The organism is Chloroflexus sp. (assembly GCF_034432675.1).
In the GTDB taxonomy this organism is placed as follows: domain Bacteria; phylum Chloroflexota; class Chloroflexia; order Chloroflexales; family Chloroflexaceae; genus Chloroflexus.
In genome coordinates this window covers 18,504-34,473 of record NZ_DAOUBI010000006.1, presented here as the reverse complement: position 1 = coordinate 34,473, position 15,970 = coordinate 18,504, and the positions used below count along the sequence as shown (strand labels likewise).

At 56.1% G+C, this 15,970-nt stretch carries 12 protein-coding genes and 1 pseudogene; 2 read left to right on the top strand and 11 right to left on the bottom strand.

Translation table 11 applies throughout. The features are described 5' to 3' along the window. Position 1 precedes the first annotated feature (1 nt). Both VAE55_RS00875 and VAE55_RS00870 read right to left on the bottom strand, forming a co-directional pair. Positions 2-877: an NAD(P)-dependent oxidoreductase gene (locus VAE55_RS00875; RefSeq protein ID WP_322813941.1), complete on the bottom strand. Its 876-nt coding sequence runs from the start codon at positions 875-877 to the stop codon at positions 2-4. 100 nt (positions 878-977) lie between these two features. Next, positions 978-1,814 carry a hydroxypyruvate isomerase family protein gene (locus VAE55_RS00870; protein WP_322813940.1) on the bottom strand — a complete coding sequence of 279 codons (837 nt, stop codon included), beginning with the start codon at positions 1,812-1,814 and terminating at the stop codon, positions 978-980. 822 nt (positions 1,815-2,636) lie between these two features. On the opposite strand from VAE55_RS00870, the gene VAE55_RS00865 reads away from it, so the two are divergent. Further along, positions 2,637-5,375 (top strand): FAD-binding oxidoreductase, encoded by a 2,739-nt coding sequence (locus VAE55_RS00865; protein WP_322813939.1) that lies wholly within the window; start codon positions 2,637-2,639, stop codon positions 5,373-5,375. Positions 5,376-5,507: 132 nt separating this feature from the next. On the opposite strand, the gene VAE55_RS00860 is transcribed toward VAE55_RS00865, so the two are convergent. The 7 genes from VAE55_RS00860 to VAE55_RS00830 form a co-directional block, all read right to left on the bottom strand. Continuing rightward, positions 5,508-6,167, bottom strand: a complete 660-nt coding sequence (locus VAE55_RS00860) for a response regulator transcription factor (protein WP_322813938.1) — start codon at positions 6,165-6,167, stop codon at positions 5,508-5,510. Positions 6,168-6,190: 23 nt separating this feature from the next. Next, on the bottom strand, positions 6,191-7,003 hold the full coding sequence (locus VAE55_RS00855; RefSeq protein WP_322813937.1) for a DUF4230 domain-containing protein: 813 nt from the start codon (positions 7,001-7,003) through the stop codon (positions 6,191-6,193). A 42-nt stretch (positions 7,004-7,045) separates the two neighbouring features. Next, positions 7,046-7,768, bottom strand: coding sequence for a bifunctional demethylmenaquinone methyltransferase/2-methoxy-6-polyprenyl-1,4-benzoquinol methylase UbiE (gene ubiE, locus VAE55_RS00850; protein ID WP_322813936.1), 723 nt, complete (start codon positions 7,766-7,768; stop codon positions 7,046-7,048). A gap of 90 nt (positions 7,769-7,858) precedes the next feature. After that, a complete protein-coding gene (locus tag VAE55_RS00845) occupies positions 7,859-8,782 on the bottom strand; it encodes an asparaginase (protein ID WP_322813935.1) in 924 nt (307 codons plus the stop codon). Then, entirely contained in the window at positions 8,767-9,531 is a 765-nt protein-coding gene (locus VAE55_RS00840; RefSeq protein ID WP_322813934.1) for a class I SAM-dependent methyltransferase, read from the bottom strand. The genes VAE55_RS00845 and VAE55_RS00840 overlap by 16 nt, the downstream gene beginning before the upstream one ends. Next, on the bottom strand, positions 9,528-10,487 hold the full coding sequence (locus tag VAE55_RS00835) for a lysylphosphatidylglycerol synthase transmembrane domain-containing protein (protein ID WP_322813959.1): 960 nt from the start codon (positions 10,485-10,487) through the stop codon (positions 9,528-9,530). Before VAE55_RS00835 ends, VAE55_RS00840 begins: the two co-directional genes overlap by 4 nt. Positions 10,488-10,493: 6 nt before the next feature. Further along, positions 10,494-11,399 carry a glycosyltransferase family 2 protein gene (locus VAE55_RS00830; protein ID WP_416181155.1) on the bottom strand — a complete coding sequence of 302 codons (906 nt, stop codon included), beginning with the start codon at positions 11,397-11,399 and terminating at the stop codon, positions 10,494-10,496. Here VAE55_RS00830 and VAE55_RS19065 point away from each other — a divergent pair. After that, positions 11,340-11,474, top strand: a pseudogene (locus VAE55_RS19065) (hypothetical protein); the annotation flags it as partial. The gene VAE55_RS00830 and the pseudogene VAE55_RS19065 overlap by 60 nt on opposite strands. Here VAE55_RS19065 and VAE55_RS00825 read toward each other — a convergent pair. Together VAE55_RS00825 and VAE55_RS00820 are read right to left on the bottom strand one after the other, a co-directional pair. Next, entirely contained in the window at positions 11,445-13,547 is a 2,103-nt protein-coding gene (locus VAE55_RS00825) for a glycosyltransferase family 39 protein (RefSeq protein WP_322813932.1), read from the bottom strand. The pseudogene VAE55_RS19065 and the gene VAE55_RS00825 overlap by 30 nt on opposite strands. 224 nt (positions 13,548-13,771) lie before the next feature. Continuing rightward, the gene (locus VAE55_RS00820) at positions 13,772-15,952 is read right to left on the bottom strand and encodes a glycosyltransferase family 39 protein (protein WP_322813931.1); all 2,181 of its coding nucleotides are present in this window, start codon (positions 15,950-15,952) and stop codon (positions 13,772-13,774) included. Between the last annotated feature and the right edge of the window lie 18 nt (positions 15,953-15,970).

Genomic DNA, 15,970 nt, shown 5'->3' with positions numbered 1-15,970 from the left:
ATTAACGGCTCGTGTGCCCCAACGAGATCGCCAGCGCCGAATGATCGAGATCGCCATACCCCTGTTCGACAAGCGTCTGGAAATGCTGATATACCAGATCGCTGAAAGGTAACTGGAGCTGATACGTTGCCGCGGTGGAACGTACAATGCCCATATCCTTCAGATGCAGGCGCACGCGAAAGCCCGGGGTGAACGTCTTTTGCGCCATCGTCGGGCCGCGTAGTTCGAGAACCCTGCTTTGCGCAAGACCGCCACCCAGCACGCGGATCATGATGTCTGGATCAATACCGGCAGCCAGCCCCAGCGCCAACGCTTCGGCTACACCAGCAATATTGAGCGCTACCGCAATCTGGTTGCAGGCTTTGACGATCTGACCAGAGCCACTTGGCCCACAATAGGTGATCGTTTTACCCATCGCCTGGAAGAAGGGAAGGGCGCACTCAAATGCTACCGGATCGCCGCCAACCATGATCGAGAGTGTACCGGCAATCGCTCCTTTGTCACCACCACTCACCGGCGCATCGAGCATCGCTATCCCGCGCTCAAGGGCAGCAGCGGCAAGCTGGCGGGCCGTTTCGGGCAAAATAGTACTCATATCGATAATCAGGCTACCGGGCTTCATATGCTGTAGAAGACCATCAGCACCATGCACAACCTCAGCGACATCGGCACTGTCCGGTAGGATTGTTATGACCACTGGGCAGCGCTGCGCCAGCGCCGGCAGACTCTTGGCGGGGTACAGCCCTTCAGCAGCCAGCTCATCCATTGGCTGGCGTGAGCGACTCCAGACCATAACCGAGAAGCCGGCACGGTGGAGATTGCGGGCCATCGGTTTGCCCATAATCCCCAGCCCAACAAAACCGACCTGTGGTGTCATGTGCAACCTCCTGTCGATGATAGATATAAACGAGACACGCTATACCGTCCGCACAACGCCAGGTTTGGGGCAAACATCGCGGCGGTCATAACGAGAGCGATTAACGCTCCTGTTCTTCACCCACTGCCGACCAACGCAGGGCTTCAAGCGCTATCGGTTGCCGGCGGTCTGGGGGTAGCCATTCCAGGCAAGCGGCCAGTTCGCGGTCAGGGATAAACTCCAGGCCGACAAAACTGGTGTAGCCACTCTCGACAATTGCCCGGAAGATGTACGGAAAATGCAACTCACCGGTACCGGGCTGGTGGCGATGGGGAGCATCGGCGACCTGAATATGACCGATACGGGCAACGTGTTCGCGGATCGTGCGAGTAATATTCCCTTCCATCAACTGCATGTGGTAACAGTCGTACTGGTAACGCAGATTCGGTGCGCCAACACTCGCCAGAAATGCCAGCGTCTCGGCGGTATTGGTCAGCAGATAGCCACTGTTTTCCCAGGCATTGAGCGACTCGACAACCACCTCAATCCCGGCTGCGGCTGCCTGCTCGCAAGCCCATGCCAGATTCTCGCGTACTCGTGCCATCTGTGAAGCGCGATCTTCACCGGGCAGGAGCCTGCCAACCAGGGCGTTCAGCCGCCGACACCCAATCTGTTGGGCAAACTCCAGCGCCATCGGAACGTTGGCGCGAAACTCATGCTGCCGTTCCGGGTGGTTCAGCAACCCTCGTTCCCCCTGGGCCAATGCACCGGCAGCAAAATTGACCAGCGCGACTTGCAGATTGAGATCGCGCAATTGACGGCTGATTGCCTTGAGATCGGCCCCATCTGGCCACCAAAACTCGACTACACCAAAACCGAGCCGCGCCGCTGTGTCGAAGCGTTCAGACCATGCCAGTTCACGCATGGTAAGTGATAGGTTAAGCGCAAAGTGGATCATGTTGTTTTCCGTTATATGAAATATTATTTCGTTATGTGGTATGTAGTGTAGCGGAATGATGTGCGTTTGTCAAGGGGTAACCGGACCATCCTGGTGTATGTAGAACTTATCTGATAAAATCTATGCTCTCGTACTTCCAGACTGTCGCACCGACGCGTGAACGATTACCAATCACCAACGACGGACTACCCGCTCCAGTGGTGCCATCACGCGCTGGATAGTTTGCCTTGCCCGCCTGTCATCCGCGTGTTACGCGGTGTGGAGTGCGGCAGCGATGCTGCCGCAACAGTCGTACTCACGATCCGGCACGTGTTACACTGTTGACCCTACTAGATACGGGGATGCAGTATGTGATCGTTACTCATAGAATCGGTTCTGGAGTTCCCCTCGGCGCGAGTCCCCATCATCAGGCTGATGAACAGCGATGAGTGGTATCGGCAATGATGCACGGAATCACTATTTGATAACTCAAGTGGCCCCCATGCTGTGAGCACGCCACGAAGGCTGACTGCCAGGATCAACAGTACGACATTGCACTCAACACCGGGTGGTGTAACCGCATGAACGATTCAGGTAGTTCAGGTAGCATCCGGTGGTCAGGGACGCACTGCGTTACGCCTCAAGCCAGCAACTCGGGTAATGTATATCCTCTGTATCTCTGTGATGACAAAGGTAGCAACTTGGGTTATCTCATATGAGACCCCTTCCCCTCCTTGACATTCTCCTTTTTCAGAAAGTGATCCTCTCCTGTCTTGACAATGTGTTTGCAGATGGTGTATCATTTCAAAATAAGGAATTATTTTTCAATATACGGAAAGCAAAATGAATGTTACAGAACTAGTTCAGACTCTGCGTCGGTTGGTCGGCACAGAACACGTTATTGACGAACCTGAAAGACTGGCACCATACCGGCATGACTGGTTACCCGGCGACTACCGTCTGCCCGATCTGGTTGTACGCCCTACGCAGCCCGACCAGATTCCGGCTATCGTTAAACTGGTGCGTACGACTCACCTGCCGATTGTGGCGCGGGGGGCAGGTACTGGCCTCGCCGGTGGCGCACGACCACTGTATGGCGGTGTAGTGATCGATCTTTCTCAGATGAATGCGATTGAACGGATTGACACTGCCAATCGCCAGGCACAGGGACAGGCCGGTCTGATCACCTATCATCTGAGCGCCGCTGTTGCTGAAGATGGCTGGTTTTATGCTCCCGATCCCGCTTCATGGCAGATGTGCACCATTGGTGGTAACATCGCCAACAATAGCGGCGGCCCCCGCTGCCTGAAGTATGGTGTCACCACCAATCACGTGCTGGCTGTCGAGATTACCCTGCACGATGGTCGTCAATGCTGGACTGGTGACGGCACCGAGACATTCACCTGGCACACCTACGACATTACCGGCCTGATCATTGGTTCCGAGGGGACGTTTGGCATTGTCAGCCGGGCTATTGTTCGCCTCACGCGTGCGCCAGAGACGAAGCGGGTAACTATGGCACTGTTCCCGGATGTCGTTGCCGCATGTACTGCTGTTAGTGCAATCCTAGCCGCCGGACACATTCCCACCGCACTGGAGGTGATGGACAGTACAACGATGCTGGCGGTGAATCTGGCGCAACAGGCAAATTTACCGGAAGAAGCAGGGGCAGCGCTGATTGTTGAAGTCGATGGATTTACCGAGGGACTTGATGAGACGATGGCCGAGATCGGCGATATATGCCGTCAACATGGGGCTTTTCAGTTGCGAACTGCTACCACGCCTTCGGATCAAGAGCGTCTCTGGTCAGCACGACGAAGTGCGTTTGCTTCGTTTCACACGCTTGCTCCATCATTTTATCTGGTTGATACGGTGGTTCCGCGCACTCGGCTGCCGGCAATGATGGCACACATTCAGCGCTTGAGTAAAGCCTATGGTATGCCTGTCGCAAATGTGTTCCATGCAGGTGATGGCAATCTGCATCCTCTGATACTGTATAATCCCGCTGATCCCGATCAGGTTACAAAAACGCATGCGATCACTCATGCTATTTTGCAGTTGAGCATTCATGAAGGCGGGGCAGTTAGTGGTGAACACGGTATCGGATTCGAGAAGCGCGACTTTTTGTTGAGTCTCTACCATCGTGCCGATCTGGCAGCCCATGCTGCGGTCTACGCTGTCTTTAATCCAGAACGACGCCTCAATCCGGGCAAGGTTTTTCCAACCGATCTCGATCCAATTGCGCTCGCTCGCGAACGAGCCGATGCGTTGATGGCAGTGGCAGTTAATGTTCCAACTGCCCAGATTCAGCATGCATTAGCCGAGATCGTGGGATCAGACCATATCCGACGAGGTGAGGAAGCCACTCAGTATGCCGTACAGGGCCACACACCAACGTGGGTTGTGTGGCCGGCATCGACTGAGGAACTGGCTAAAGTGATGGCTACCTGCTATCGCTATGGACTGCATGTGATTCCGTGGGGTGGCGGTACCCGCCAGCAGATCGGGACACTGATCAAACCACCGGATGTCGTTGTCGTCACTCACAGATTGCAGCACGTCTTACACTACGAACCCGATGATCTCACGATTGGGGTCGAAGCCGGTATGACCCTGGCCGAGCTACAGACGTTGCTGGCAACGCACCGTCAGCAGTTCCCGCTCGATGTTGATCAGGCAGATTACGAAACTCTGGGTGGTCTGATCGCTACGGCAGCCGATGATCCGCAGCAATTGGGATATGGCGGCCTGCGCGATCTCGTGTTAGGGTTAACCATAGTACAGGTGGATGGGACAGTTATTCACGTTGGCGGGCAGGTGGTCAAGAATGTCAGTGGCTACGATCTGACGAAACTCTTCATCGGCAGCTACGGCACCCTCGGTATTATCAGTGAGGTCAGACTGCGCATATTTCCGCAACCTCCAGCCACAGTCACCTTTTCTGCTGCTTTTGAGACGATGTCAGACCTGAACGCGTGCTTATCTGCAATGGCGACAACAGTGTTTCGTCCGGTCGCGAGCGGAATCTTCCGCTCATCAACATCCCCGCTGATCAACCTTGTTGTCCAGTTTGCCGGTCATCCGGCTGCGTGTACCCGTGCAGCTTCTGAATGTGCGGTTCTTGCTACAGCGTCAGGGGCGCAGCACGTGTTGATTGATGACAGTCATGAGCAGCAGCAGCACTGGTCGCCGATTCACCGTCTGTTTGCCCCGTCCACGTCTGCCAACGAGTGGTCAATGCGCATGGCTACGCTACCATCTCAATGTATGACTGCATGGAACGATTTGCACCAGTCTGCTGCACAGTTACACATCTCTATCCAATCAGGCGGATGTCCGTACCGCGGGATTATCTATGCTCATCTCAACGGTACGGTTGATCAGATTGCAACCTTACTCAACCATCTGCGTGAACGCTGGCCGCACACCCAGATCACAACAGGAAATCTGCCGACGGAGATGGAGCAATTGCGCTGGGGATGTTCGCCGTCCGCCGAATTGAACGATCTGAGTCAGCGCTTGAAGCAGGCTTTTGATCCACAACAGCGCCTCAATCAGCGGTGGTTACCGTTTTACTGTTGATGCCAGATACTTGATGTACATCAAATCGAGGGACGTGAGGCATCAACTGCATTTCTAGCAATGTTATCCCCGTGGCCTCCAGGTTGCCTCGTAGCACAGGCCGACGCCCGTGCTACGTCTCCCATGAACTTATCACTGTAACAATGCCACCTCTCGCGTAATATCACCAACCAGGACGCTTTCATCGCCTTCAATCTGCTGACGCATACATTGCCAGGTTGACTCAAGGAGCGAGACATTGTTTGCCTGTCCGCGACCCCAGACGAGCGTTAGTAATTCAGTTGATGTAAACCGGCGGGTTGGCGCCTCGGCTAATACGGTGAGGAGGGCGAATGCAGGTAGATCGAGATCAAGTGGTTGATCGCGAAAAGAGATGGTGCGCGCGGCCAGATCAAAGGTGAAGGGACCGGCTGTGAATGGCAGCGGTAGATAACGCTGTCGTCGCCGCAACTGAGCACGTACTCGTGCTATAAGTTCATCGGTACGGAAGGGTCGGGAAATGTAGTCGTCAACACCGTGGGCAAAGGACTCCACCACCAGTTGATCATTACGAGGGCCAATCAGCATGAAGACACCCTGCCATTGTTTGAGCAGTTCAGGAATCTGACCGAGATACGACTGATCTGGAATACTGACCAGCGCCAGATCGATCTGGCGGCTTAATGTGTCGTAAAGCGGGGCTGCCCCTCGTGTGATCCATATCTGATAACCAGACGCAATGAAGATAGGCAGCAGATATTCGTCAGCGTATTCTCCCAATCCCCCAATCACTACTCCATACGGAACACTCATGTGAAGTGCCTTTGTCGTTTCCATTATGGCGAGACCGTACATGATGCTGGAGGTGAGGTCACGACCTCGACAACTGCACCATCGATCAGGCCCAGAAACTGGCGGAGTGCCAGCTCGGCATTGCGCGTACCCTCCTCCATAATCCCATCCTCGCAGGCTGCCTGCAGAATTTGCTGTTCAGCCGCCTGGCGAGCTATTGTCTCCAGATTTGGATTGTTTGGAGCCAGTAAACCACGTTCACGACTGTAGACACGAGTTTTGCTGTTGTCAAGGGTTGCGCTAAAGACCTGTACCGGTGGTAGACGCACGGTAATTTGCCGGCCACCAGGCGAAACAGTGACCGCATCAGGGGTGATCTGACTCAGATCGACCCCTACCACCACCGTGCCGTGAGCGATGAGTAATATCGCATCGCTGGCCAGCCAATCACCGATAATCGGAATATTGCTGCCCTGGCGGATATCAATAACCCGCTCAATGGTGTATTTGCTGGTTTCGAGTCGGCTGAGTTGCTGTATTCGCTGCACGACAGCCGCACCGCTGATGATCTGGGGTGTCGGCGTCTGGACAATCACCTGCACATTCGGGATTGCACTGCCAAGGGCACTGATGCGCTGTGTTATCCAGAAACCGCCAATCCCGATCAACAGCACGACTATGAAAAGGACGATGACCGAACCCGAAATACCACTTCGGATTGGCTGTGACCGATAACCGATTCTGGGTTGCATATTCCAATAATCGTCGTCATCGAACCATTCGCGTTCACGGCGCAAACGCATCAGCCGTCTGGCTCGCTGTCGAATCTCATCGTCATCATCATCGTCGTGGTACATGGGGCAACCTCATGCAAGTGTTTGAAGTGATGGTCATTGTCGCTACATCTTTTTTGCACCGACATGAATTGCAACCGCACCCAGGCCATAGAGGCGGTAAAAGACGTGACTCCAGCCCGCTTCACGCATCATTGCCGCCAGCTCATCGGGAGGCGGAAAGGCGTGCGCCGATTGCGGGAGATAGGTGTAAGCACGGCGATCACCACCCAGCAATGCTCCGATCCACGGTACGACGTGCTCAAAATAGATGCGGTGCCCCCAGCGCAGCAACGGATGCCGTGGTCGAGCTACTTCCAGACACGCTATGGTAGCACCGGGCCGGGCCACCCGGTACATCTCCCGCAGCGCTGCCGGGATGTCGGTGACATTCCGCAAGACGAAACCGGTGGTAATCGCATCGAAGGTGTTGTCGGGAAACGGCAACTGCAACGCATCACCGGCCACAAAGGCAGCACGTCCACTTTGGGCCAGGTCAGCAATTTTCGGTTGGCCGGCCTGCATCATGGGCACGGTAAAATCAACCCCGACCACCATCCCTTCACGGGCCCAGGCTGCCAGTTCGATCAAAAAATCACCGGTACCGGTACCAACATCAAGCGCACGACCGTGTACCGGTGGCGCAACATATTCCACCACTTTACGCCGCCAGCCCTGATCAAGCCCAAACGTCATCACCCGATTGACCCGGTCGTAGCCGCGGGCAATGCGGGCAAACATTTGCTCAACATACGCCGCTTTTGCTTCCGGCGGTGGTAGTACATTCATCGCAGTTCACCTCTCTACCATCGCGCATGCAACGAAATATATTCACGCGATTTGATACGCTCATGTTCCCTATCAAACCAAATCAACACACTAACGAAAGAGCGCCCGTAGTTCAGCGGGAGAACGCGCAACGGCAAGTGCAGCCATCAGCTTCAGACGGGCTTTGATCCCGTTCAGATCGGGGGCAAAGATGACCCCCAGCTTGCGCAGATCGTGGTAGGCGCCAACGTATCCGAATTCATCACCCAGCCCCCCGGCCCCGGCCCGGCTGACCACGACGACCGGAATCCGGCGCTGCACTGCTTCGCCAATCACCGGCAACCACCAGGGTGGAACTCGTCCGCTACCCAGCGCCTCAATCACAATCCCGGCGACATTGTCGGCAATGCTGTGCCGTAACTGACGATCATCGGCGCCAACCCCAATGCGTATCAGATCGACCGGCTCGACCAGGCGCGGCGCGGCAATCTGCTGTCGTCCTACCGGCTGCAAGCGCAGGCTGACCTGATCGCCTTCAACCCGTCCCAGTGCACCCAGTGGCGCCGTCACCATACCAGGCCCCTGACTGAACTGCGTCTGAATCGTGGCAGCGGCATAGATAGTACTGTCAACCACAACCAGCGCTCCTGCCCCGGCAACGGCAGGAGTTGCCGCAACGGTCATCGCAGCCTGAAGACCATTCGTCTCACTCACCCCACCGGTGCTGAGACGGGGCAAACTGGTAATAACGACCGGCGACCCGGCAGAGAGTAAGAGATCGATGAGGAAGGCGGCCTCTTCCAGCGTATCACTGCCGGTCGCAACCAGAATACCATCATACCCATCACGCACCTGTTGGATGCGCTGCGTCAGAGCAAAGATTTGCTGTGGCGTAAGATGACTACCCGGCAGATTGGCAAACTCTTCAATCACGACCGTGAGATCAGGCCGCACGGTCAGTTGATCATCACGGGCACCAAGCGCCCGTCGAATCGCTAACGCACCACCGGTTGACAGAATCAGTAATTTTGGCATAGTGGTTTACGGGCAACCCAGCAGATACGCTGAGTTGTATCAGTTGGCGGTTGAAAGGTAAAGCCGTCGTAGCATCCTTCGATCTTCAGGCCGGCTGCCTCGATCAGCGCAGCCACCAGGTCATTGGGATATGCCCGTTCGATATGCAGCTCGTCAAATCGTTCGTAACCATCGTGGTCGTTGCCAATAAAACCGGTCAGCCACATGGTAGAGAGGTTAGCTGCTGGATCGAAATGTGTTCGTTCGACCTGGACATAGCCTGGCTGCTCCTGAAAAGCGCACTCACCCCAATCAACGGCTAAAAAGTGGCGAGTATTCATATCGGCGACAAACAATCCACCCGGCACCAGCACCCGCGCCACGCTGCGCAAACAAGCCGCCAGGTCATGACTTCCGATCAGGTAATTGAGACTGTCGTAAGTACACGTCACCAGATCAAACGTATGCGCCGGCAGCAATTGCGCCAGTTCTCGCATATCACCCTGTCGCAATTCAACCGGAATCGGTACATCGGCTAGCTTTGCCGCCGCCTGTGCCAGCATCGCTGCCGAAGCATCGACTCCCGTTACCTGCCAGCCGCGCTCAGCCAGAATTGCCAGCAGTGTGCCGGTACCACAGGCAACGTCCAGCACCCGTCGCCCGGACACCGGATGGCGTTGCAACAACTCTTCCAGATACAGGGCGGTCAGCAGCGCAAAACGTATCTGACCGCTACCATCATACACGGTCGCGTAGCGCTGATATGTCATGGAGTAATTGTACCACTTCGCCCGAGGGGAAACCATAACGAAACGATAAAGCCGACGATAATGTGTTCAACATTGATGAGCAAGAAGAGTGCTGATAGCGTTAACGCCTGCTCTTGTGAGTAGCCGTAGGCGGCGAGGATCGCAACCAGTACCACATCACGCACACCAAGACCGCCAATCGAGATTGGTAATGCTTGCAACACGGCAATCAACGCCGATGCACCGACGAAGACCAGGAACGGCACGGCACTCAGATCAAGGGCCAGGAAGAGCAACCAGAGTCGGAAGAAGGTGAAAAAGGCCGAGACCAGCGTTGCCCCACCGAGCGTTGCGATAAGGATCGGCGTCAGCGTCAGACTGTGCATCTGCTCATTCCAGCGATCCAGGCGGGAGCGCAGCCGTGGCGCAAATCGCGGCAAGAGTGTGGTCAGCACCCACGAACGTGGCCGCCTTGCCGTCAAGACCACCGTGATCGTGAGCAGACCAACACCCATCGCGATCACGATCATCTGTTGTAGCTCACGGCTGGGGAGGAGCTGACCCAGCGCGAAGACGCCAATCATTCCCAACAGGGCCATAATGATCAGATCACACAACCTATCCAGTACAACCGAGAGGAGTGCTGGCGCTGTCGGTTGACCCCGTTCGCGCAGATATATCGCCTTCAACAGATCACCAGCCTGCCCCGGCGTTGTCGTTCCGTAAAAGATACCGACCATGTAGAGGGCACAGGCCGTTGGCAGATCGAGGGAGAGATTCATCGCCCGCATGATCTGAATCCATCGCCACGACTTGATAATAATGAACGGTGGCAGCAGGGCCAGCGACCAGAGAACCGGCACCAGATCAGCCGAACGCACAGTCTGCCACAACAGATTGAGATCACTGGTCAGGATAAACCACAGCAACAGCGCCGGCCCGACCAGACGGAGCAGCCACGAAAGCAGAACACGCATCACGAACTACTCCTCTTCATCGCTATGCAGGGGGCGTTGAAAGCGGAGTGCGGCAACCTGTTCGGCGTTCAGTCCGAACATAAAGACAATAATGCTGCCAACAAATAAGCCCATCGCCGAGTTAGGAACATGAAAACGGAAGGGGTCGGTGATAAAGAAGCTGATCAGAAACGAGAGCAGAGCCAACCCCTGCATCGAGAGCGCTACCGGAAAGTAGACGCGCAATGGTGCGAAGAGTGAGACGATCCGTAGAATGATCAGCCCGAACCGGATGCCGTTGCGCAGGAGCTTTTGCCCACTTCGCCCACCCTGCCGGCGTTGTCCGGTGACCGGGACATAGCCGACGTGGTAGCCCGCTTTGAGCAACGCCAACGTGCTGGTAGTGGGGTAGGAGTAGCGATTGGGCAAGAGATTGATGAACTCCATGATGACATCGCGGCGCATCGCCCGATAACCACTGGTCAAATCGCGTACCTTGGTCTCTACCAGATAACTGCCGAGCGCATCGAGGGCACGGTTGCCCCAGCGCCGAAAGATCGAGTCGCCCTGTGTCTCGTGGGTACGGACCCCCACCACCATATCATAACCGGCGGCAATGCCTCCCAACAGATCGGGAATGTAGCGCGGATCCATCTGTCCATCGGCATCCATCAGCAAAACGACCTCACCACGAGCGCGGCGAATACCAGTTTTAACGGCGGCACCGTTGCCGCGATTCACGGGATGACGGATAACCCGCGCACCTGATTTATGGGCAACGGTGGCCGTATCGTCTTGCGAGCAGTCATCCACCACAACAATCTCAGCCTCGGGTAATACCGCTCGCACACGCTCAATGACCTGAGCAATCCCATGCGCCTCGTTGTAAGCCGGGACGACCACACTTACTGTAAAGGGATATGTCTGAACCACAACCGGTTCTGTTTGGGCTGTCGTGTCTATCTGTTGCATAATACTTCACCGAACTGCTATTTGCTGCACCATCACACTCAACGGACGGGCATCGGTACTACCGGGAAAACGCTCATACGGCAAGAATGTCGGTGCGCTGAGCAAGATAATTACCTCACGTGCCCCCTGCATCTGCGCAGGTACAGGCAGATGATACACCCGCCAGCCTCCCGGCGCAACATTTACCTCATACCGCCGATCACCAATCGTCACCGTCAGGTTCGTCAGTTGCGGCATCGCCAGCCGTAGTGTCAGAATTTCGTTGCCGATCAGCGGTGTTGGCAACGGCAGGTGCACAGCACCTTCACCCTGCAACCAGCGGAACGTTGTATCACCCGTGCGCTCACCGAATGAGAAGCCATACATATACCCCAGATCAAGATCGTCTCCCAGGGTTAGCGTCGTTGTCGGTGTCGGTGATAACCAGTGCACTGCCAGCCGTTGCACGTCCTCGCCGGCGCGCTCTTCCACATCACGCAATAACATCTTCGCGGTTGCAAGATCGCCCTGCGCCCGCGCCAATGCACCACGCACGAGATCGCCACGGTGTGTTGGATAGGTCCCAATCACCTTCCAGGCTTCGTCATACCGACCTTCAGCCAGCAGCCAGCGGGCAAATTCGGCCTGACCATCGGCAAAATCGGGATCGGCGGCCAGCATGCGGCGAAATGCCTGTTCGACTGCTCCATCATCACCGCGTTGCAGCGCAGCCATCGCCGCAGCGTATGCCTGCTCGCGGGCAATACCATTCTGGATAATCTGCGGGTAATTGCGGTAGCTGAAAATCAGGAAGGCCAGCCCAAGGCTGACGATCAATGCGGGTAATTGCCGGCGATCCAGACGCCAGCGGTGTTGTCCCAACCGGGCGAGCATCGCTGCACCGTACAACGTCAGCCAGAACCAGATCGGCAACAGATAGCGCGGTTCAACGTGGATAAGCATCACCATCAGGCAGGTATAGCCGATCCAGCCCAGCGCTAACAGTCGTACTGCCCAATCCTGGCCACGCCCAAGCAGCGTAAATGGTGCCGCCAGGATCAAGCTCAACCAGGCGAGATCACTGATCAGGCCATGAAGCCAGACTTCCCGCAATGGTCGGGTAAAGAAGCTGGCTTTCACGAAGAAATCCTCGATAAACTGGGCCTTCCAGATATGCTGAAAATGCGGCCAGAGATTGCGGGTAAAGCGCCACGGTTCTGTTTGCAGAATGCGGCGCAATTCGGCACTCACAAACCGTTGCCGATCTTCTTGTGGAATGGCTTGTAGAATCCCTTTGGCTTCCCCCTCACCACGCCCTTCGTGTACCGCATCACTCATCGCGATCCAGAGATTAACCGACCCCAGGGTATCGATCACAATAAAATCGTGGTAGAGCAGGTAATTCCGCAGCGTCCAGGGAGCGATGGTGAGCACAAAGGGTAGCAGAAACGCCAACAGCGCCAAGACAATGGGCTGCCAGTGCCGACGATGGTGGACTGTCCAGGCACTGACACCGATGAAGAGTATTGCAAAGATCGCCCCGTACAATCCCGGTGAGCGAGCCAGCGCAGCGATAGCCAGCGTTACCCCGGCACCAGCTAGCCAACCGGGATGGCACGACTCGCGCCAGCGCACCAACAGCCACACATGAACTGCCAGCATGAAGAAGAAGAGCGGTTCGCTGAGAATCAGCACCGGCAGTTCAACCATCGGCATCCAGAGGGCTAGAACTGCTGCGAAGATCAGGCCGGTACGCTGATCGAAGAGCCGTCGTGCCAGATCATACCCAATCGGGATCAGGACCAGCGATAGCGAAATTTGCACAGCCCGGATCAGCGCAATCCCAATCTCCGGATCGCCCAGCCATAGCCCGATACGGATCATTGCAGTGAAGAAGAAGATATGACCGGGCGGTCGGATGAGCCACGAATTATCGCGATATTCGCCGGTCACCGCCAACTGAAGCGCCCGCAGATAATAGTCACCATCGTCGGCTGCTGAGAAACGCGGGTCGATCTGATAGATGGATAGAAACCAGAGACGCAAGATCAGACCGATTATCATCAGGAGACCAACCCAGACGACCGGTCGTCTGGGTATCAAGGCGATTCGCCATCGGTGTGGTTGCATTGCGATGATAGAACGTGGAGCAGGAGATGCCATTCTGACCTGTTTGCTACCTTTCATGCATGCTGTGATGTCTGTCTCAGACGCAAGGTATATTCTGATGTACGACGCTATTGTACATGATTAAGAGGTAGGCGAGAGAAGATAGGGAATAGGTGGGTGGAAGTGGGGCTGGTTGGCATTGCTGATGAGAAGATAGGCGAGAGAAGGTAGGAAATAGAAAGTTATCACTTTGTAGCCGGCGCTGTCAGGCTGTAGAGGGTAAAACGGCCATCACCGATTCGCCTGCGCTCAGGTTCGGGGATTGGAGGTGGCCCTTGCGCATTATCCCAAAGGAGATAGTCGGCGTCCAGCGCCTGTAATTCGGCCGCGGTGACGGTTGATGATAGGCGCACGTGAACGAGGTGCGCTATCGCGGAATATTTTGCCAACGGCAAGCGATCAGGAATAGCGGCTACCAGTCGCGAGCCGTCCGTCGGTAACGAGTGCTGCACCAACGCCACTGCTGCCACTTCATCTGCCGGTTGTGCTGCCAGTACCGCCTGCGTTGACGTCATTGGCCCCGAACTGAGTAAAACGACTATGATCAAGGCAACCGCCACCAGGTGACGCTGATCTGTCCACAGTTGTGCTACAGCCCACGCTGCGGCCACTGCGTACAGCGGTGTAAGCGGGAGAAAGAAACGGGGCAAGATGAACGCAGTCGCGATAGCAGCCACGTACAGGGCAATCAGCGCAAGCAACGCCAGCCAGCGCCGGTCGGCCCGATGCTGCCACGCCAGCCGGCCTGCTGCAACCAATCCCCCAATTGCCAGCCAGTTCGCCGGCCAGCCGAGTAAGCGTAATTGATCGGCGCGCCCGAATTCACTCACATCTTCGGCACCGGCCCCGATGAAACCAACTACATTGCGGCTCCAGTTGGTCAAAAAACGCAGCGGATCACGGCCAATTACCTCAAACAGACCGATGCTGTTGGGAACCTCATCCCAACGTCCCCAATCGGTATTGGCGTACACTGCCAGCCAGATATTTTTAGCCTGCTGATTGAACAGGGGCTGCCCGGTTTGCAGGGTGTTTACCACCAATTGGGGGGCGGCAGCCAGTACAAACCCCAATCCGAAGAGCAGTGCCGGACGGCGACCGGCAATGTACCAGAGGGTTACAGCGCCCCATGGCAGCAACAGCAAGCCGGGATGACGCATCAGAAACGCTGCGCCGGCAAAGACACCACCAATCAGCGCCAGCAGCGCGTGAGAAGGTCTACGCACATGTAATGTCACAGCTACGGCCAGTGTCATCAGCGCCGCAAACGGCATATCGCTCCCGACCAGCAAACCATACTGCACGACTATACCACTCAATGCTAGACACCCGGCTGCCAGGAATGCTAATCCAGGTGAGAGCAAACTGCGGGCCAACAGATAGCCCCCAGCAATCAGGACACCACCTGCCAGCAGCGAAATCAGGCGCGCAGCCAGAAAGGGGTTGTCGTGCGTCAGCGGTCGTACCAGCCAGAGCAGCAGCGGATAGCCGAGATTGTAGAAACCATCGGCCTGAAAGATAATTTCCAGTGTATCACGGGTAGCAAAGACGCGAAAATCGTTCTCAACGCCGGGACGGGCCAGGGTTACGTGGGCAGTCATTACCGGAAGTAATGCACCCATCCAGAGGATAATCATCACACCAACCAGCACTGGCGTTGCCCATCGCGGCCAGTATACAACGAGACGCGGCCAACGCCAGATTAACCAGATTGCCAGCAGTCCGGCTACCATGATTGGCGGCAGGTAGAGCAGCGGATAGGGGCTACTCCGGTAAAACAACCACCAGACCAGCCCATACGCGCCAACAGCAAGTGCCGGTTGCCAGCGTGGACGACCTTGCAGCAGCAGCCCACACAGTGCGCCAACCATCAGCGCGTAGCACACCTGGGCCGGATATGGCCATACCGGTGGGGTCACGGTGACAACGAGCCGGTCGAGGAGAATCTGTTCCGGTAACTCTGGAGTCGTTATCTGTACCACCAGATCGATGGCTTTACGCCAGCCACTACTCACCGTAACATCGTGCTCTTCCCACTGGCCCTGGGCAATCAGTTGGATAGGTAGCTGATCATTGATCGCGATAACAATCGGCATTCCGGCTGGCGCAAGCCAACGCATTGTCACTGTGGCCGGTGCGCCAGCCTGGGGAATACGTAGAGCGGCTGTCGGCAATACCCGTCGGCCAACACCAGCGTCAGCTTGCGCCGTAGCCGGAATCGGTTCGGGATCGGAAAATCCTTGAACGATCCCGGCATCGTTACGGCCAATATCAAACTCGCGCCGCAGCGGCACCTGTGTGAAGAGCGTGATCACACACGCGGCGAAAACAGCCCAACCGAGCGCAGGCAGATATTTCGAGATCACAGATTGCACGTGTGCAGC

Bases quoted from the DNA above. Each gene is read 5' to 3' on its own strand.
- VAE55_RS00875 (WP_322813941.1), bottom strand. From the start codon at position 877: ATGACACCACAGGTCGGTTTTGTTGGGCTGGGGATTATGGGCAAACCG.
- VAE55_RS00870 (WP_322813940.1), bottom strand. From the start codon at position 1,814: ATGATCCACTTTGCGCTTAACCTATCACTTACCATGCGTGAACTGGCA.
- VAE55_RS00865 (WP_322813939.1), top strand. From the start codon at position 2,637: ATGAATGTTACAGAACTAGTTCAGACTCTGCGTCGGTTGGTCGGCACA.
- VAE55_RS00860 (WP_322813938.1), bottom strand. From the start codon at position 6,167: ATGAGTGTTCCGTATGGAGTAGTGATTGGGGGATTGGGAGAATACGCT.
- VAE55_RS00855 (WP_322813937.1), bottom strand. From the start codon at position 7,003: ATGTACCACGACGATGATGATGACGATGAGATTCGACAGCGAGCCAGA.
- ubiE (WP_322813936.1), bottom strand. From the start codon at position 7,768: ATGAATGTACTACCACCGCCGGAAGCAAAAGCGGCGTATGTTGAGCAA.
- VAE55_RS00845 (WP_322813935.1), bottom strand. From the start codon at position 8,782: ATGCCAAAATTACTGATTCTGTCAACCGGTGGTGCGTTAGCGATTCGA.
- VAE55_RS00840 (WP_322813934.1), bottom strand. From the start codon at position 9,531: ATGACATATCAGCGCTACGCGACCGTGTATGATGGTAGCGGTCAGATA.
- VAE55_RS00835 (WP_322813959.1), bottom strand. From the start codon at position 10,487: ATGCGTGTTCTGCTTTCGTGGCTGCTCCGTCTGGTCGGGCCGGCGCTG.
- VAE55_RS00825 (WP_322813932.1), bottom strand. From the start codon at position 13,547: ATGCAACCACACCGATGGCGAATCGCCTTGATACCCAGACGACCGGTC.